We start from the raw sequence: 18,062 nt of genomic DNA, 5'->3' as shown, positions 1-18,062 counted from the left end.
GCGAGGAGCACGGGGGCTACTCGCGGCGTTCGCCTTTTCGTTTGGCTGTGTGGACCCGAGCCTCAGAACATCGACTCGAGCATCTTGCAGCTGTCCTTGTCGTCGTCGGACTTGTCAGCCTTCTCTTTGCTGCAGTTGGCTTCCACCATCTTCTTGGCTGCGGCGCCGTCCAGCTTCTTCAGCTCCTTGCAGCCGAACTCCGAGGCTCCGCCGCACAGCTTGTCGATTTCCGTGCGGTGACGCGTCTTGTCAGCGCTCTTCAGCTCGCTGCAGCTCCACTCGTCTTCGCGGCTGCAGTCGTCGGCGATCGCCTCGAGCCACACCTTCTTGTCGAGGCGCTTTGCGTTGCTGCATGCGGGCTTGTTCTCGCTGTTGCAGAGCTTGCCCCAGAGTTCGGCAGCGCGTTCTACGTTCTTCGGCAGGCCATCGCCCTTCTCCAGGGCTTCAGCCGCCTGCGCCATGTACTTGTCGTCGACGCTGGCGATCCAGAACTCCACCGCGGAGGCTTTGTCCTTCGGGCCACCCTTGCCGTTGAGCTCCATGTCCGCCATGCGTAGGCAGGTGTCGCCGTCGCCCTTGCAACCCGTCGGCATGTACTTGCGAGCCATCTCCCACTTCTGCTCGACGTAGTAGACGTGGCCGAGGCGCGCACAGGCGTCGTCCCGCTTGCCCTTGCTGCAGGCGCGATCGAGGAGTTCACGCCCGAGCTCGTTTGCGCGCGGAACCTCCTTCACGGGGTTTGCGCCGGTCATCTTGGCGTCGTACTTGTCGAAGATACCAAGCAGGTGCTCACCAAGCTCCTGGCAGGTCTCCCACTCGCCTTGAGCGCAAAACTGGCTCAGGAACTCGTAGCCACGCGCTGGATCCTTCGAGAGGTACTCGCCCTTGAAGTAGTATTCGCCGAGCTTCTGGCAGGAGTACTGATCGCCGAGCTTGCAGGCGCGATCGAGCAGCCCGAGGCCCTTCATCGTGTCCTTCTTCAGGCCCTCGTCGCCCTTGAGGTGCGAGTCCCCGAGCAAGTAGCAAGAGTCGGCTTTGCCGAGCTGACAGCCCTTGTCGAGGGCCGTGAGGGCCATCGGCTTGTCGGCCTTGACTAGCTTGAAGCCCGTCAACATGTAGTTGCCGATTTGGTCGCAAGCGTCCGCGATGTCGCCCTTGTCGCACGCCTGACGCCAGTAGCCGATCGCCTCCGCCTCGCGCTTGTCGTTCTCGGCGCCGTTCGTCTCGTCGCAGACCTGCTTCTTCGAGGGGTCGTTGCAGAAGTTCGAGAACACGGCCTCGGCGTAGTTGTGGCAGCTGCCCATGTCGCCCTTGTCGCACTGGGCCTTGCAGTCGTCTGAGTCCGAGGGGTTACACAGGTGAGCTGCGCCTGAATCCGCGCGGCTACACTTGCCGCCGACCATCACGAAGCCTTCCGCGCCACAGGGGTTCTCGATCGGCTTCGCGTCCTTCTTTGCGGTGTCTTCCTGCTTTTCGCCGTCCTTCTTTTCGCCGTCCTTCGTCGCGGCCGGCAGCTCTGCGGCGATCGGCACCAGCTCCACGCGGATGGCCGACTGGCACTGCTCGGGGGGCGCGTCCGACGAGGGCTTGGAGCTCTTGCAGGAGCTGATGTCGCCGTCCTTGTTCGCTCGCTTCTCGTCTGCGGAGCTCTCGCCGCTCGTGCCTGCTCCGAACAGCTCGACCGCCGCAGCGACGCGGCCCTTGGTACCCGTCTTCATCGCGAAGGCACCGATCGTCGCGGCGCGCACGAAGTGAGTCGCGTCACCGCACTGGCTGCCTTCGAGCACGGGGCGCGCGACCTTGGCAGCCGTGGAGCGCTTGCCGATCATGATCAGCGCCAGGTCGAGCTGGCTTCCCGTCTGGATCTCGCCGCCGACGGACCCGGAGGAAAACGGCAGGTTGGCCTTGAGTTCGTCTTCATTCTGCAGGGAAATGACCTGCTCTTTCAGGCTGACACCAGCGAAGGCGTAGTTGCCGCCAGGTTGCAGTCCTTGAGCACCTGCATCTGGTTGCAGTCGTAGCGTACGATGGCGACGCCTGCGTTCATCTGACTCTCGAGGTCCACGCGCTTATCCGCGGGGAGATCGATGACGAGCGGCTCGGCGTAGCTGCCTTGCTTGCAGTTGAGATCCGCGCCACCCATCGCCTCATTGGCGGTAGGTGCGTTTGGCTTCACCTGGCTGGCTACGTTGGAAGTGCCGCAGGCAAGCGGAGTGAAGGCGGCACCGATCACGGCGCACGCGGTGAGTAACGTCGAGGGGCGGATTACAAAAGCACGCATAGCGCAGGAAGTTACGCTGTCGCGGGTAACCAGAACACCTCACCCCCAAAACCAGACTTAAGGCTCCTTAACTCTAGCGATGCCGAGCCTGGGAGCACGGACCCCTGCCCGTCGACTCAGCCAGCTGGGGCGACCTCAACGAAGCCGTCGACGTGACATCCAGTGCAACACTTTGCCAGGCCGTTGCTTCGAGGAGGCCACGACCAACCTGCGGTCGCGTTCGCACTGATGGTCCTCATCGCCCAACACGCTCCTTAGCGTTTCCACACGTGGATGATTGGGGGAGGGAGCCTTGGTGCGCGACGGTCTGCGCGGCGAAGCGCCAGCTGGATTCAGCGCGGTCCACCACCACCTGCGGCAACAGCCGCCACCCGACCTCGCCCGTCTCGAGCAGATCGCCGAATACTCGACTTCTCAGCTTGGACAGCGTGACGTAAGCGCGATTGCTCGCGGCGCTCCGCTCGCCAACTCTTGCTCTGGCCAGCCGGCGCGGATGATGTTCCGCAAGGATACGAACCGTCCCGGCAGCGTACAGTGGGTGTCGATCAGCTGGCGCGCGATGCGCCTGAGTACTGGGCTCCGCGCCAGGTCCACGCGCTGGCCAGATGGCAGCACGAGCCAAGCGCAATCCGGGCCGATTTCCGAAGCGCGGATGGCTGCCCGCGCGCATGCGCTCCACGCAGGTCGCCAAGAACGCCTGTAGCTCATTCGGGGCCGACCAGTGCCCCGTCATGCGCCAAAGCTCGTGAAAGTCGTTGAGCGCTTCACGCATATTGGCGTGGCGACGTGAGCGGCACCATGCTCATGCCCTTCAGGTGCGCTTCGGCGAACGCGCGCGCGTAGGGCTCGAGCGCTGCATCGATATCGCCACGCAGCACGCGGTTCTGAACCTCGGGCACCTCGGAGACCGCGCGCAGTCGTTCCAGCAGCATCAACAGCACGTAGACGTCTGCGCACGCCGACGCAGGCGCACCACCGCTCAGCTCCGGGGCGCGTTGCACGGGGATCGGCGACTCCAGGTCCGGCGTCGCTCCAGGACCAAGCAGAAGCATATTGCCGTGGGGAGATAAGAGCACATTGCACCATCCCAGGGCACCCTGGCACAGGTTGGCTTCAGCGAGAGCGTGCAGACCTTCCGCCAGCTGCTCGCCGAGGGAGAGCGCGCCGCAGTAGGGGATCTTTGCCTCCGGGGGTCTGCTCCAGGTCAGAGACGAAGCTCGAAGTCGCAGTAGACCTCGGCTTCGAACAGCAGGGATACGCCGAGCTCGCTGTCTACCCGCGAAGCAACCTTGGGCAGTAACGGGTGGTCGACCGCATGGCAGCGCTCGATGCGGGATAGCTCCTCGAGTGCGTCCAGGTTGCCGTAGACCTCGAGCTGCCCGCGCGCGGCGCGAACCTCGAGTCTGCCCCAGCGCCTCAGCAGGCGGGCGTCGCTCGTAGGCGCAGTGGGTTGCGGTGCGATGGACTTCATGTCTTATGCACGCGCGGCGAGCTGACCACAGGCTGCGCCCACATCGCCGCCGCCGCTGTAGCGTCGGTGGCTGCCGATGCCGCGCTCGCGGAGGACGTCGCGGAAACGATTCTCGCGCTCCGAGGGGTGCGCTTGAACGGGTCCTCGCCGCCGAGGTCGATGGAGTTGTACGGGATCAGCGTGAGCCGCGGGCGGTGCCCAGCACGCTCGCTGAAGTCTTCAATCAGATCGGCCAGGGCGTGGGCATCAGCTTCGCTGTCGTTGACGTCCGCCAGCAATGTCAGCGCCCACATCGGTGAGCGGCGCGTGATGCGCGTGTGCTCCACGACGGCGTCCATTACCTCGGGGAAAGGATGCGCGTCGTCAATCGGCATCAGCCGACGACGGGTCTCCCGGAGCGGGGCGCCCAGCGACCAACCGAGGCGCACTTTGGGGGCTTCCCGAGCGAGACGCCGAATGCCAGTTGGCAGCCCCGAGGTGCACACCGTCATGTTGCGCATGTCGATGGCGAGGGTGCTCGGGTCGCTGAGAACCGCGATGGCTTGCAGCACGCGATCGAGGTTTGCGAGCGGTTCACCCATGCCCTGAAACACGACCCCGTGTACCCGCTCTCCGCTCCCGCGATTCAGGGTGCTCCTGAGCTCTCGCACCTGCTCGACGATCTCCCACACTTCCAGATTGCGCTTCAGGCCCATGCGCCCTGTTGCACAAAAGCGGCAGCCAAGCGCGCAGCCCACCTGGGAGCTGACGCACACCGAGAAGCGACCGGGCTTCTCCAGGGGAATGCGCACTGACTCGACGACCTCTCCGCTTGGCACTCGGAACGCCAGTTTGACGAAGGGATCGAGGGAACTATGCAGCTGACGCACGACCTCGAGGCGCGGAACGTGGCCCGCGCGTCGAGCGCTCGCGAGCGCCGCCCGTCGGACATTCGCGAGTGGTGTCTCGAGGTGCCCCGAACGGTGCACTTGCGCCAGGATGCGTCGGGCATCCGCCAAGCTGACGTCTTCGAGCTCACGCGCGAGAAACTCGGGTGTCACTGCTTGGAGGGCCAGCACGCTCAGCGGATAGCACTCACCCGCGGGGAACCAAATGCGAAAGCGCTCCGCCCCCGCCGAGCAAAGGCCAGGCTTCGCAGCGACCCCGCTTCGCCCCAGCCATGCGCTTCCGAGCATGCGCAGTCACACACAGGTGCTCTAGCAACGGCGCCTGTACGGCGATGTATGGGTAGTTTTGTGAGGAGCCTTCTGGGCGCTTGGATCGTCACCCCGGCCCGCCTACCGTGTGACCATGGCGGATCTCCAAGATCTGTTGCGCTACCTGGAACGCGACGATGTAGCCATGGTGGTGCTCCAAACCGGCAGTACCATCAGCGTGGAGCACAACGGCCAGCTGCGTCGCCTCACGCGTGAGCCGCTGACCGCTGAGCAGATGGCCGGTCTCATCAACGGAACTCCAATCATCGACCTGGTCCCCACCCAGGACTCGAATGGAAGCCTAACGCCGGTGGAGCTCTTCGGAGGCAGCTACCGAGCGGAGGTCGCACGACGTGGCGATCTCCTGCGCGTGAAAATCGCTCGTGGAAATCCCGCGCCGGCGGCTGGGCTCGAACTCGATGAGGGGCCTGTCGAGGAGGCGGCTCGCCCAGCGAGCGCGCCGGAGCGAGCGCGTCCAGAACCGGCACAGGTCGCCGCGCCTGGACCGCCCCGAGTGTCGGTCGGGGGCGGAGACCTGGATGAGCTCCTGAGCGCTGCGCGCTCGGTGCGCGCGAGTGACGTCCACATCACCTCGGAGCGCCCGGCCCAGATGCGTGTGACTGGCTACCTCCAGCCGTTGACGGACGCTCTGTCCCACGAGGCTGTCGAGAAGCTGTTGTTGCCTTTGCTGGGGCGCAACCAGACCCAGCTCGATGAGCTCGGCTATGCGGACTTCTCGTTGGACCTGCCGCGCGCCGGGCGCATGCGCGTGAACGTGAACCGCCACCGGATGGGGCTCAAAGGGTGTTTCCGCCTGGTATCACCCCATCCGCCGACCTTCGAGGAACTCGGGTTGCCCGAGGACCTGATGCGCATCACGAACCAGCATCAGGGGTTGGTGGTGATCGCTGGCCCTAACGGCTCCGGCAAAACGACCACGCTCGGTGCGCTCGTTGACTGGTTCAACACCAACAAGGCGATTCACATCATCACCGTAGAAGATCCGGTGGAGATCGTGCACCCGGTGAAGAAGGCCGTGATCAGTCAGCGCGAGGTCGGCTCGCATACGAAGAGCTTTGCCGCTGCCCTCAAAGGCAGCCTGCGAGAGGATCCCGACGTGCTCGCGATTGGTGAGTTGCGTGACCGCGACACCGTCGAGATGGCCTTGAGCGCTGCAGAGACGGGCCACTTGGTGCTTGCCACGATGAGTACGCCTAGCGGCGCGAAGACCATCGACCGCTTGATCGAACTCTTCCCCCCTGACGACCAGGCGCAGGTGCGCGCGACCATGGCCGGCGCACTGAAGTTCGTGGTCAGTCAGCGACTGGTGCCGACGCTCGATGGTGGCATGACCGCGGCGGTCGAGATGATTACCGGAAATATTCCCTTGTGGAAATTGATTCGTGACAACAAGCTGTACCAGCTGCCGAGCCTGCTCCAGCGCGGTCGTGCCTACGGGATGTTGCGCGTCGAGGACACACTGAGCGACCTGGTGCGCAAGAAGCGCATCAGCATGGAGGTCGCGATGGCGAACGCTGACGATCCGCGTGGGCTAGAAGGTGCGTCGCGCGCGCCGGCGCAAGGGTCGGACGCCGAGGCTCCGCCCGTTCGGCCTCCGATGCAGAGCGACACCGATCTCAGAGAGCGGCTGGGCGGTGGCCTAAAGAACCTGTTCCGCAGGAAAGACGACTGATGGCCCAGATCGATCGCTTGTTCGATGTGCTGCTCGACCGAGGGGGCTCCGACCTGCACCTGTCGGTGGGCTACCCTCCGATGATCCGCTCCAAGGGAGACTTGGTGCGCATCAGCCAGACGCCCATCGGCAAGGAACTCATGGAGCAGCTGCTCGGGGAGATCTGCGACCCGGAACGCTTCAAGACCTTTCAGGAGACCGGTGACCTCGACTTTGCTTATGCGTACGGAAATAAGGCGCGGTTTCGCGCCAACTACCTGCGCAAGACCACCGGCGCCGGCGCTGTTTTCCGCACCATTCCGAGCAAGATCCTGACCGCAGAACAGCTCGACCTGCCGGCTGCGGTGGTCAAGCTCGCGACCCTGCGCGCTGGCTTGGTGCTCGTGACCGGACCAACGGGCAGCGGCAAGAGCACCACGCTCGCGGCGATGATCAACCACATCAACGCTTCGCGTCCGGGCCACATTCTCACCGTGGAGGACCCCGTCGAGTTCGTGCACCAGCCCATCAAGTGCCAGATCACGCACCGTGAGGTGGGCCTCGATACACCAAGCTTCGCCGATGCGATCCGCAGCGCGGGTCGAGAAAACGCCGATGTCATTCTGGTGGGCGAGCTTCGCGGTCCGGAGACCATGCGCCTCGCGCTTCAGCTGGCCAGCTTCGGTTGCCTGGTGTTCGCAACGGTGCACACGAACTCGGCCCCAGCGACCATCGACCGCTTCATCAACGCCTTCCCCAACAGCCAACAGGGGCAAATACGTGGGATGCTGGGCGACGCGCTGGCTGGCATCGTCGCGCAACAGCTGCTCAAGCGCGCGGACAATACCGGTCGGGTCGCCGCTCACGAGATCTTGATCGCGAACCCAGGTGTGGCTTCGTCGATTCGTGAGGCGAAGACTGCGATGATCGTGAACCTCATCCAGGGTGGCGCGCAGCAGGGTATGCAGAGCATGGACTCCGCCCTCGAGCGACTGTTCGCTTCAGGCCTGGTGACGGCTCACGATGCCCTGGAGAAGGCAAACGACAAGGAATATTTCGCTCGTATCCCCGAGGTAGCAAAACAGCTCGGGCAGGTAATGACGGGGTGAAAGACCGATGACGCTCGAGAGCTTTCGCATTCGCCTGCGGCGGATCAACGTGGAGTTCGAACTCCAGAAGACCGGTACCCTCAAGGGACATGTGCTGTGCCCAAAGCAGGTTGGCGCGGTGCTCGCCGAGGAGGTTCAGGGCTTCCTTGATGCCCACGAGCGCTTCCTGCCGTTTTTCCCTGAGGGTGACGGACAGGCGTCGGTGCTCATCAACCGGGATCACCTGACGCTGGTCCGCCTCACCCAACCCCCGGATCCCCTGGAACTCGGTGGAGCGGTCGCGCTCGAAGTGAGCGTCGACGGGCTGGACGACGAGTATCCGCCGATCTCGCGTCGGCCGGAGGGCAAGCGTCGCCGGGTGCGCCTCGTGTTGACCGACGAGCGAGAAGTCTCGGGGCACATCGTCGTCGCGGGTCCGCTGGGGCATACGCGCACACAAGATCTGCTCAACGAGGCCGGACGTTTTCTCTATTTCGAAGACGCCGAGGACAACAGCCTGTTGATCCAGATCACGTCCGTTCTGGTCGTCGCCGACGTCCCCGACTAGTGCCCTGTCTCCGTAGTTCGCTGCAAAGCTCGACCGCCCCCTAGCGCGGTCGCTACGCTTCGGCTTCCGGATTGATGGCGCGGAAGCACTCGAGCTCGACGTCTGGTGCGAACGTCGCGAGGATGCTCTCCGCGAAGCGGCGTTGGCTGGCTCGTGCCTCCGACTCGACGAGCACCGCGCGGCGGATTGCGCGACTCGCGTCGACGGGGCGATTCATCTCCAGAGCCGTCCGCGCGGCACACATGGGGGACATGCTTGGGTTGTAGGCGGCGTTCTCTGCATAGGGTGCCGCGACGACGTGATCATCCTTGGTCATGAGCGCCACACCCGCAGCGTCGTGAGAGTACGGCGCGTAGGAACGCTGAGCCGCGGCTAACGCGGCGCGCACCAACGGGTCGTCGCTGGGCACCTCGAGCTCAAGCGGCTGATCCGGTGTCGAAAGTAACCCTGCGGAAACACCGAGGTCGCTGGGGCCGAAAGCTTGAGGCAAGAAGTCGCTGAAGAGACGGCGCTTGGGCGAGTTTGCGAGCAACAGGTCAAGCTGTTTTGCGCAACCGAGCTCGTTCAGGAACTGGCGACAGTAGCCGCAAGGCGCGGCGGAGATCGCCAAGCTGTTGACGCCGCGCTCTCCGTTGACCCAGGCGTTGACGATTGCCGATTGCTCCCCATGAACACTGAACGGCAGCGCACCACCGTCGAATTCGCAATTCGCGCCTAGGTACAATGTGGTTCCGTGCGCAGTCGTTACCTCGGCGACTACACCAACCCGGTAGTTCGAGATTGGCACCACCGCGAACGCGGCTGCGACGGGCAGCAAACGCAGCATCACGTGGTCGACCGTCAGCTCGCTTTCATCCATCAAGAACCTAACGGTGTCGTGGGGAATCACCGCGCGATCAGCCAATGCAGCGTTAATTTTCGCACGTGAATCGACGGGGAAAGCGTCCAGCGCAGCGGATAGCAAGCTCAAATCGGGCATGGCACGAGCATAGCGAACTTGGAGTGTTGGCGCTTAATCGTCATGTGACCTGACCGTATCCAGAGGTGAGGCAGTGAGAACGGAACACGCAGCTGGACTTTCGATAAGCTTCGTTGTGAGCGACAATGAACCCATGGCGTCACGCTGGGGGAACGGCTGATGACTCGCAGTGCCTTCGCTCGCTTCACACGGGCCCTGGCGCTGCCGGTAAGGTCCATCATCGGGAGTCTGCTGTGTGCCGCGACGGTGAACGCAGCGCCAACGACTACCAAGTGGCAACGTGCCACGGGCGCGCCGAGCGCGGCGTCTGTCGCCGAAATCGCTGAGCGTTTTCTTTCCGCGCAGCGAAGCTCGCTGAAGCTGGAGCGGGTGGCTCTCGAGCGGATCGGTGTAATCCGTGCGCAAGGCGCCCACATCGTGCGCTATCAGCAGCTTGCCGTCGGGATCCCCGTCTACGGAGGTCAGCTCGCGCTTTGGGTGGATCACGACGGTGCGGTGCGGGCGGTGATTGGCGACGTGCGTCCCCTGGATACCGCTGTGACCGTGGTGGTGTCTCGCGACGCAGCGCTCGCGCGAGTCAAGCAGCTGAGTGGTGGCGCCTCCGGTCAGAACCCGGAGCTCGTTTGGTGGCGTGGCGCGAGTGATGTTCCGCGCTTGGTTTGGCGCGTGGATGCGCAGACCAGAGCGGGGGCCGAACGTTTCCTTGTGGATGCGACTGGCGTCCAGTGGAGCAAGCGTTGGCCGCTCGCGGTCGACGTCCTTGGCCGCGTGAGCCGTGGGGGGAGCCTGACCAGCCCGAGCTACGAAGACGTCGAGCTCGAGGCCCTCGACGCCGGTGCACCGCAGCACCTGAGCGGTTGGAACGGGCAAGTCAATGTCGCCAACTACATGGATGGTGGCTTTCTTCAAGGCCACGTGGACTACCGACAGACACTCACGCCGTTCCTCGATGGGAATTTTCTCTACTCCCCTCCGAGCGATCCCCTGGATGCCACCGACGGCTTCGCGCAGGTGAGTCTGTATGAGCAGGTCACGCGCATGCGCCACTCGTACGAGGCGCTCGGCGTCGACTTCAGCGCGCCGTCCTGGCGTTTGCTCGTCGTTGCCAACATGCTCGAGCACGGTAAGCCGCTCGACAACGCCTACTTCGCGCCGCTCGATATGGGCGGTAGCCTGTCCGCGCCGAACTTCATCGGCATCGGTCAGGGCAGCCTGGGTGACTTCGCGGTCGACCCAGACGTCGCCATGCACGAGTTCACCCACTACGTGAACCACAACGCGATCAACTTCAATCAGGGCTGGTATTGGACCAATCAGTACGGGCTCTCCCCCTGGGCGAGCGCGATCGATGAGGGGGTCGCGGACTACTTTGCGTGCTCCGAGAGCGACGACCCGGTGCTGGGCGACGTCGTCCTCGAAGCCTATGGTTTGACTCGGCGCCTCGACGACACCTCGAAGCGCTGCCCCAGCGAGGTTGGGGGCGAGCCGCACGCCGACGGAGAATTGATCGCCAGTCTCGGCTGGACACTGCGCGAGCAATTCGGGCGCGCTCGCGCGGACCGCTTGATGTGGAGCGCCACCACCTTGCTCAGTCCTAACGCGACCCTCGGTGACTTCGGGCGTGGCTTGGAGTTGGCTGCGGATTACCTGGAAGGGTTGGGTGAGCTTTCTGCGAGTGATCGGGCACTGATCGATATGCTCATCATGCAGCGCGGCCTCGACGATTGTGACGCCGTGCTCGACGTAAGCCCAGCTGAGCCGCGCAACATCCTGCTTGCCACGGGAACCGACGGCGTCGGCTTCGAGTGTGGTGAGCTGAAGAATCAGGGCTTCTTCCAGCAGTCGATGTTCCAGTTTCGCGCGACTCCACCGGCAGGCTCGACGGGGATGACGATTCGTGTCGAGTTGCTTGATGGTTCCCCGTCCCACCTGAGCTGGAGTGTCTTCGCGCGGCGTGGTGCACCCATCGGCATGAATGACGACGGGTTCTTGCCCCGGGTGGAGGTGTTTCATCATTCCGTGCGGAATATTACGACGCGTGGTGCCGAGCTCGTGATCGACGCGACCCGGCTCCCCGAGTTTGACCCGAAAGAGGAGTACTACTTCACCATCGAGCACCAGAACTGCATCACCACGCCGGCAGAGGTGAGCGTCGAGTACACCTGGAGCGAGTCGGTCGGGGGTGCTGGCGGGAGCGGCGGCGGCTCCGGATCCACCGGGGGGACCGGCGGCGTGGCGGCCTCAGGTGGCTACGCCAGCGGTGGAGACTACGGTGACTCGGGCGGCCACCCCATCGACTGGCAGGAGGTGGATCGGCGCTCGTCGAGCTGCGCCTGTGCGATACCCGGAGGAAATAACGGGTCACCGTCGCGAAGCACCAGGCAGATCGGCGCCGCGGCCATGCTGATGGCGCTGGGAGCGCTGGTGCGCCGCCGCCGTCGCGGCTGAACTCAAGGTGGAGGAAAGCCGCTGCTCAGGGCGCTTGCAACATCGCTGGCAGTGTAGCCAGTGCCCCACACTTGGTTCACGCCCGCGGCGACGTACGCAGCACCGGAGCCGCCCGTGTTGGTGCTCAAGTCGAAGATCTGCACGCGAGGATCGGCGAGCTGCAAGACGGCATCCAGCGCCTCTCCGCTGGATGCCGAGGCAAGCTGCGCGGCGCGTGTGGTCGTCAGGAACTCGACGAACGCCTGAGGGTGCCCGACTGCGATCACCGGCTCGTTCGCCTCGCTCGTCGCGAGGCCCAGGTACACTGCGGCGAAGGTGTATGCCGTGGGGTAGCCCGTCTCCTTGCCAAATAGCCCATGATCCAGGTTCACCGCGTCGTAGTCGATTGGATCCCCGCGGTACCAATACACGGGCCGTACGAGGCTCGGGCAGGCTGCCTCGAACACCTCCGTTTGGCGAATTGGGATCAGGGTGTCCCAGCGGTCGTGGGGCACGTAGGCGGCGTGCTTCAAGTTCGAGCACAGCGCGGTCAGGCCGTATCTCGAGTAGTCCGCGCCTGGCCCTTCACCGACGCTCGCGCGCATACGCCGCAAGTATGGCGAGAAGAACGCCTCGGCGTCCGCAGGTCGGGGATACGCAGCTGGCAGATCCGTCGTGGCCCAGGCGGCCAAGTCAGCGAAGTCGCTGGGCGGCGCCACCGCAGCGATGGCGCTCACGTTGACGCCATGCGGAGCGCGCGCCGCTCCGAACAGCGCCATCATGCCGCCCCATGAGCCGCCAAACGTGGTGACGCGCTGCGTATCGAGCTCGGACGCCTTTTCCTCGAGGAAGTAATAGGGGGCGGTGGCGTCCAGGATGTCATCCTCCAGGTCGCCGCCGGCGTAAAAGCGCGCATAGGCGTGGACCGCGGCGCGCCCGTTCAAGAGCCAGATCGCCGCGTCATTGACCGCGTCCTGAACGCTCTGGGGCGTGTACACGATCTGGTCGTCTCCATCGTAGTTCGGGCCGTCCACGTCGGGGTGAATGCCGCCTCCGAGCTGTGCCCAGCGCTGGTCGACCTCTTCACCGGTCCAGTCGATGCCTGCGTAGGGCTGCGTCAGCACCACCGGGCGCGCGTTTGGCGTTTTCGCGGGGATATACATCAGGTAGCTGGTTCTTCCGTCGGGGCGCCGCGCCGCCCACAGCTCGACCTGCCAGGTCTGCTCCAGGGCATCGGCGCTGTCGCTGCCGATCTGTTCGAAGCTCCAGCTGCCAGCACCAGCCGCGCCGCCACTGCCTCCGGTACTTCCGGCGCTACCCCCCGTGCTGCTCCCGGCGCTGCCAGCCGCACCGGCGGATCCGCCCGAGGCGGAGGCTCCGCTGCCAGCACTGCCGCCGGCTCCATCGGAGGTCCCTGAGTCTCCGCAGCCGCTCAGCGCGAGCAGCGTGGCGACCGCTGCAATTGGCGCCGAGTTACGCACCCCCCGTTTGCTGCAGTTCGTCACCCGCCTGATCCTCCCCATGAGCGCCAGTGTAGCCCGCGGCGGAACCGAGTAGGCTCGCGTTGTCATGGCGACTACCGAACAGGCGATCGCAGTGTTTCGTGAACGACAGGCTCAAGATCCGACTCGGGTCGAGGTCGCTGGGGAGCAACGCCCAAAGGCGCTGGTGGAGGCCGAGCGCCTTGCAGCTTGGGTCCTCCAGCTGGCTCCAGGGGCGAGCGTCGCTCTGAGAATTGCCCCGTATTGCCAGCACCTGGAGCGTTGGACAGTCCCTCGCGCCCACTTTCCTGAGGGGCGCAAGGGCTACATCGCGTGGCGCACCAGTCTTGCGAAATCCCATGCCGAAAAAGCCGGTCAAGCGCTGGCTGCGCTGGGGTTCGACGAGTCCGTCATCGAGGAGGTGAAGCGCATCAACATGAAGAAGGGCCTCGGCCAAGCTTCCGACGCCCAGGTGATGGAAGACGCGCTGTGCCTGACGTTTCTGGAGTTCGACCTGCCAGAGTTCGCGGCGAAGCACCCGCGAGAGAAGCTGCTCGACATCATCCGGAAGACGTGGCGCAAGATGAGCGACGCGGGACACCAGCAGGCCTCGCAGCTACAGCTGACACCGGAGCTGTCGGAGCTGGTGCAGGCTGCACTGGCTGAGTAAAAGCCTCAGGGAAAATATCTGGTCTGCCTGCTTCGAGCTGCCGTGCGTCGAGCTGCCTGCCTTGCAGCAGCCCCAAATAGGTGAGAGCCGCACCCCCTCTGCAAAGGATGCGGCTCTCGGTGACGTCGACGCGCTGCTTGGTTACGTCGACGCCGCTTTGCGACCCGACTGACTGACTATTGGACTCACCACCCGGGGGGAGGTTCTGCGAACTGCCCCGGGAAGGGATCTGCTGACTGGCGGCGGCGCGTCTCGTCGGCGCTCCAGCCCCAGCTCGAACCACGCTCGTGGAAGAAGGCGATGCCGATCACACCGACGTTCCGCGCCTTGCCCTTGCGGGCGGCGTATGAGCCACCGACGCTGCCGAAGCGGAACGAAGCGACCGTCTCGGTGCTCTGGCGGAATCCGTCGATTTCCACTGTGGAAAACGGGCTGACGATGTAGCCGCGCTTCGAGAAGGACCCGTCGCGGCCATCGATGACGTCCAGGCCGTCCACCGTCGCCACGGCTTCGACGCGTGAGCCAGTGTTGTTCTTGATCTGGATGATGTAGCGCTGGCCGTTGCTGCCAACGATGAAGTTCTTTCCGCCGCTCGCCATGCCCGGCAGGGGGCGGCCGTTCTCGTCGATCAGGCGCACGAGGAGGGCGCCGCCGGCGACGGACACCACGCCTTGCTCGGCGCTGACGAAGCCGCTGCCGCCCATGGCGCGCACGCCGTCCATGTCGTTGTAGAAGAACGACGTCACCGCGGTGGGCGAGGTCGGGTCATCGCGGAAGAAGGGCGACGTCGAGATGCGGCTCGTGCGGGTCTCACCCCAGGTGGTGCCGAGGCCGGGACGCTGCTTGGCAGGCGCCTCGTCGAACTCAGCGCCGCCGGAAGCGGAGCGTGAGGCGGACTCTGGGCTGGGGGGCGCCATGTCGGCGCTGGCTTCGGCTTCGCTTGGGGCGTAGCCGGGTTGGGCGGGTTGGCCGTAGCCTTGCGCGCCGGGAGACTCCGGCGCTTTGCTGGTGCCAGGAGCAGAGCCACCGGCGCAGGCCATGGTGATGAAGGCGGTTCCGAGGAGAAGTAGTTGGGGTCGCATGTCCTCGAAACGCGAAGCCCGAGCGGCTCTTACAGCGACGGCTCGATTTTCTTTGCGCCGTCCCTCTCCCCCGAAAACAAGGGAAAAGCGCCTACAAAGCGCCGCGCGGGCGCCGTTTGGGGCACCCGCGGAAGGAGCGATTGGGTCGAATCAACGTTGACTCAGCGGGAACGCTTGAGGCCCCGGCGGCTTGGCGAAGCCGTCGTCGTTGCCAAGTAGCCGGATGCCGCGGGCCTCGAGTCCGGCGCGATTGTCGTAGCGGAAGCTCGAGACGAAGTCGGGGCGATCGGGGTTTGCGCGCTCGAAATCCTGGCGCGAGACCTGGGACACCCGGTTCTCGCCCCAGCCGGTGCCCAAGCCGGGCTTCTCCTCGGCGCGACCTTCGGTGGGGGAAGGACGCCGACCTCGCCAGCCGCCGCCGGCTTGCCCTGGTGGCGGAGCGGGCGCTGCGGCTGCGGATTTCGGAGCTGCTTCTGCCTGGGGTTCCGGCGCGGCTCCACGATCCGCGGGAGAGTCGAAGTCTCGCTTGGCCTTCTGCTCGAACTCGTTCGCCGGCAGCTCGGCGATGGCTTGAGGGCGCTTCGAGTTGTCCTCGGAGAAGACAGCTAGCCCAATCACGCCGACGTGGGAGCCGGAGCCCTTGAGCGCACTGTACGACCGTTCCGGTGTGGAAAAGCGGAACGCCGCGACGGTGTCCAGGCTGCGTCGGAAGCCGTCGATCAGCACCGAGCCATGAGCGGGGACGATGTAGCCGCGCTTGGTGAAATCTCCGAGCTCGCCGCTGACCACATCGCGACCGTCGACGGTCACCACGGCTTCCACGCGACGATCGCTGTGATTGAACACGCGGATCGCGTAGCGCTGACCTGATTCACCCAGCACGAAGCGCTGGCCCTCGTGGGCAAACGTGGAGAGCACGCGGCCGTCGCCGTCCTCGATCTGCATCACGACGTCCCGATTGACTTCCGCTCCGCCGTTGAACGCGTCTCCCCCGAGGGGCTTCGCGGCCTCGCCCAGGCTGCTCATCGCGACGCCCAGGGCGATGCCCGCGCCAATCAGAACCCCCGCCTTCACTTTCCAGGACAGCTGCATGAGCAGGTCCTACGCGACCCGACGCGAAAGGATCTGCGCTCTCCAAGTTTTGTTGAATGGCCAGCGAACACTCCCAGCTTTTTGGGGGGGAGGTGCGCCTCCCAGCGCCCGTATCAGCTGGGCCAGCTCTGCTAAGGCAACAGCCGCTCGGCGAAGGTGTAGGCGTTGAGGCGCCCTTCACGCACGAAGCCGCAGAGCAAGATGCTCGCGCGCTCTGCCGTCTGGATCGCCAAGCTCGACGGCGCGGAAACACCAGCCACCGCCGCGAAGCCCGCGCGCGCGGCCTTCTGCACGATCTCGAAGCTGGTGCGCCCGCTCACCACGAGCAGCATGCCCCGAGCCGGCAGCAGCTCATCGTCGGCGCTCTTGAGCAACAGGTGCCCAACCAGCTTGTCCACCGCGTTGTGCCGCCCCACGTCTTCGAATGCGATCTGCAAGTCGCCGCTCACATCGGCCGCGCCCGCTGCGTGCAGCCCTCCAGACAGCCGATGCTGTTGTTGCCCCGCGGTAAGAGCAGCGACGGCGCTCGCGATGGCTGGGCTCCGGAACTCAACAGGTGGCACCGGCGTGCAACGCGCCATCAAGTCATCCACGGTGCGTCGACCGCACACGCCGCAAGCTGAAGTCGCCAGCGTCCCCCGGCGCGCTGGTGAACCGTCCTCGATGTCGAGGCGCACGCCTGGTGCCCCGCGCGCCTCGATCAGATTCCCGTAGCCTTCGTCGCCTGGCTTGCCGCAGTGGGTGAGGCTGCCTATATCCCCACGGCAACTCACTACGGACTCTGCGAACAGCAGGCCCAGCGCTAGCTCGCGGTCTTGCCCCGGCGTGCGCATCGTGGTGGCCAGCACGTCGCCATCCACGGAGATGGAGAGCGGCTCCTCGACGCTGATGAAGTCGCGCGTCGCTTCGTTCGCGCCGTCGCGCCGTCGAACGATGTCCGTCTCCACGAGTCCTGCGAAGCGGGGGTGAGGGGTGAAGCGCTCAGCCATCGGCGCTCAAGCTGCCACAGCAGCAGCAGGTTGCGAGTTACAAACACGCGAAGGCCGCGACGCCCTTGAAAGGACTCGCGGCCTTGGTCGACATGGATCGGTAGCTCAGGGAGCCGAGGCGAAGCTCGTCTTGCGTACCTGATAGAGCTTGAAGTAGCTCTCATCATCGAGGTTCAGGGTGTCTGCCGTACCTTTGTTCGTGCGAGTGAGGGTGACCGTCAGATCGCAGGTCTCTTGATCTTCTGCGTTCACACCGGTGGAGTCGATCTCTCCAGCGTCAATGGTGTACTCGGTGCTCCCGCTCGCCGCGGTGAAGCTGTTGCTGAAGATGCAGTCGCCTTCGACCTCGATCTTCATGTCGCCGCTGCCGTCGTCCCACTTGATGGTGATCGCGTCGTTGGCCCGCGAAGGCGTGGTGCTCGGCACCTCGGTGACGCTGAACGGAGCAGGCAGCGTCCCAACGTTGTTCGGCGCGTCGTCGTCATCTGGGCGCTCGAGGGCGATCTTGAACTCGGTCCCTCCGGCGCCGGTACCGAAGCTCGCCTCATAGCGACCCGCGCCGTCTCCGGTCGTCATGGTCTTCGTCTCGGTGCCAGCGGTTGCGGTGAGCTTGTCGCCGTTGTCCAGGGTGACGTAGGTGTTGCTCTCGTCGCCACCAACGACCAGCTTGGCGTTCACGGTGGACGAGGTCTCACTGCTTGCAGTGACCTCGAACAGTCCGGCGATCCCCTTGGTCTTGATGTTGGTTGAAGACACGGTCTCCTCGGAGCAGCCCATCAGAGCCGTCGAAGCCAAGAGCGCGCCTGCCAAGAAGCGAAGCGTGGTGTGCATGTGTGTGGTCTCTCCTTGCCTTACCGGCTTGTTCGCGCTGGACGCGCGCAATCTCGTGAAAAAGATCTGCAAACGGTCCGACGGCTTTGCCTTGCCGTCAATGCTGCCATCCCGGTGGCTCAGGTTATCAAGGTTCGTGCCACGAGCTCTGTGAGGTCGGCCGAGTGTCTCCAATCGGGTCGCGTGCCCGGGAGATGCGGCGTTTGTGGCTTTTCCGCCCGGGATCCGCTGCTCC

At 64.8% G+C, this 18,062-nt stretch carries 16 protein-coding genes and 1 pseudogene; 6 read left to right on the top strand and 11 right to left on the bottom strand.

The window, feature by feature from the left end; all coding sequences use genetic code 11:
- Positions 1-62: 62 nt before the first annotated feature.
- Entirely contained in the window at positions 63-1,829 is a 1,767-nt protein-coding gene (locus H6718_31445; protein MCB9589971.1) for a sel1 repeat family protein, read from the bottom strand.
- Positions 1,830-1,945: 116 nt separating this feature from the next.
- On the bottom strand, positions 1,946-2,281 hold the full coding sequence (locus H6718_31440) for a hypothetical protein (GenBank protein ID MCB9589970.1): 336 nt from the start codon (positions 2,279-2,281) through the stop codon (positions 1,946-1,948).
- A 295-nt stretch (positions 2,282-2,576) separates the two neighbouring features.
- On the opposite strand from H6718_31440, the gene H6718_31435 reads away from it, so the two are divergent.
- Positions 2,577-2,984 carry a hypothetical protein gene (locus H6718_31435; GenBank protein MCB9589969.1) on the top strand — a complete coding sequence of 136 codons (408 nt, stop codon included), beginning with the start codon at positions 2,577-2,579 and terminating at the stop codon, positions 2,982-2,984.
- Between the two features lie 61 nt (positions 2,985-3,045).
- Here H6718_31435 and H6718_31430 read toward each other — a convergent pair whose 3' ends face one another.
- From H6718_31430 to H6718_31420, 3 genes and pseudogenes are all read right to left on the bottom strand, one after another.
- Positions 3,046-3,357 carry a hypothetical protein gene (locus tag H6718_31430; protein ID MCB9589968.1) on the bottom strand — a complete coding sequence of 104 codons (312 nt, stop codon included), beginning with the start codon at positions 3,355-3,357 and terminating at the stop codon, positions 3,046-3,048.
- A gap of 128 nt (positions 3,358-3,485) precedes the next feature.
- Positions 3,486-3,752, bottom strand: a complete 267-nt coding sequence (locus H6718_31425) for a hypothetical protein (GenBank protein MCB9589967.1) — start codon at positions 3,750-3,752, stop codon at positions 3,486-3,488.
- Between the two features lie 3 nt (positions 3,753-3,755).
- A pseudogene (locus H6718_31420) lies at positions 3,756-4,927 on the bottom strand (23S rRNA (adenine(2503)-C(2))-methyltransferase RlmN).
- 115 nt (positions 4,928-5,042) lie between these two features.
- Here H6718_31420 and H6718_31415 point away from each other — a divergent pair.
- Genes H6718_31415 through H6718_31405 form a run of 3 tightly spaced genes read left to right on the top strand, consistent with a single transcriptional unit; the run spans position 5,043 to position 8,276 of the window.
- Positions 5,043-6,641 (top strand): PilT/PilU family type 4a pilus ATPase, encoded by a 1,599-nt coding sequence (locus H6718_31415; protein MCB9589966.1) that lies wholly within the window; start codon positions 5,043-5,045, stop codon positions 6,639-6,641.
- Positions 6,641-7,729: a PilT/PilU family type 4a pilus ATPase gene (locus H6718_31410; GenBank protein MCB9589965.1), complete on the top strand. Its 1,089-nt coding sequence runs from the start codon at positions 6,641-6,643 to the stop codon at positions 7,727-7,729. Before H6718_31415 ends, H6718_31410 begins: the two co-directional genes overlap by 1 nt.
- A 7-nt stretch (positions 7,730-7,736) precedes the next feature.
- A complete protein-coding gene (locus H6718_31405) occupies positions 7,737-8,276 on the top strand; it encodes a hypothetical protein (GenBank protein MCB9589964.1) in 540 nt (179 codons plus the stop codon).
- Positions 8,277-8,328: 52 nt separating this feature from the next.
- Here H6718_31405 and cdd read toward each other — a convergent pair whose 3' ends face one another.
- Entirely contained in the window at positions 8,329-9,255 is a 927-nt protein-coding gene (cdd, locus tag H6718_31400) for a cytidine deaminase (GenBank protein ID MCB9589963.1), read from the bottom strand.
- 159 nt (positions 9,256-9,414) lie between these two features.
- Here cdd and H6718_31395 point away from each other — a divergent pair, with 159 nt between their 5' ends.
- Positions 9,415-11,703: a hypothetical protein gene (locus tag H6718_31395; protein MCB9589962.1), complete on the top strand. Its 2,289-nt coding sequence runs from the start codon at positions 9,415-9,417 to the stop codon at positions 11,701-11,703.
- A gap of 2 nt (positions 11,704-11,705) precedes the next feature.
- Here H6718_31395 and H6718_31390 read toward each other — a convergent pair whose 3' ends face one another.
- Positions 11,706-13,205, bottom strand: coding sequence for a hypothetical protein (locus H6718_31390; GenBank protein ID MCB9589961.1), 1,500 nt, complete (start codon positions 13,203-13,205; stop codon positions 11,706-11,708).
- A 46-nt stretch (positions 13,206-13,251) separates the two neighbouring features.
- On the opposite strand from H6718_31390, the gene H6718_31385 reads away from it, so the two are divergent.
- A complete protein-coding gene (locus H6718_31385) occupies positions 13,252-13,833 on the top strand; it encodes a DUF4202 domain-containing protein (protein MCB9589960.1) in 582 nt (193 codons plus the stop codon).
- Positions 13,834-14,018: 185 nt separating this feature from the next.
- On the opposite strand, the gene H6718_31380 is transcribed toward H6718_31385, so the two are convergent.
- The 4 genes from H6718_31380 to H6718_31365 form a co-directional block, all read right to left on the bottom strand.
- Positions 14,019-14,915 (bottom strand): hypothetical protein, encoded by an 897-nt coding sequence (locus tag H6718_31380; GenBank protein ID MCB9589959.1) that lies wholly within the window; start codon positions 14,913-14,915, stop codon positions 14,019-14,021.
- 150 nt (positions 14,916-15,065) lie between these two features.
- Complete coding sequence (locus tag H6718_31375) at positions 15,066-16,007, bottom strand: hypothetical protein (GenBank protein ID MCB9589958.1); 942 nt, start codon at positions 16,005-16,007, stop codon at positions 15,066-15,068.
- Positions 16,008-16,138: 131 nt separating this feature from the next.
- Positions 16,139-16,996: a formate dehydrogenase accessory sulfurtransferase FdhD gene (locus tag H6718_31370; protein MCB9589957.1), complete on the bottom strand. Its 858-nt coding sequence runs from the start codon at positions 16,994-16,996 to the stop codon at positions 16,139-16,141.
- Positions 16,997-17,101: 105 nt separating this feature from the next.
- Positions 17,102-17,827, bottom strand: coding sequence for a hypothetical protein (locus H6718_31365; protein ID MCB9589956.1), 726 nt, complete (start codon positions 17,825-17,827; stop codon positions 17,102-17,104).
- Positions 17,828-18,062: the final 235 nt, after the last annotated feature.

This window comes from Polyangiaceae bacterium, assembly GCA_020633205.1.
Lineage (GTDB): Bacteria > Myxococcota_A > Polyangia > Polyangiales > Polyangiaceae > JAHBVY01.
Note: the sequence above shows the minus strand (reverse complement) of the source record. Positions and strands in the feature narration are given on the sequence as shown.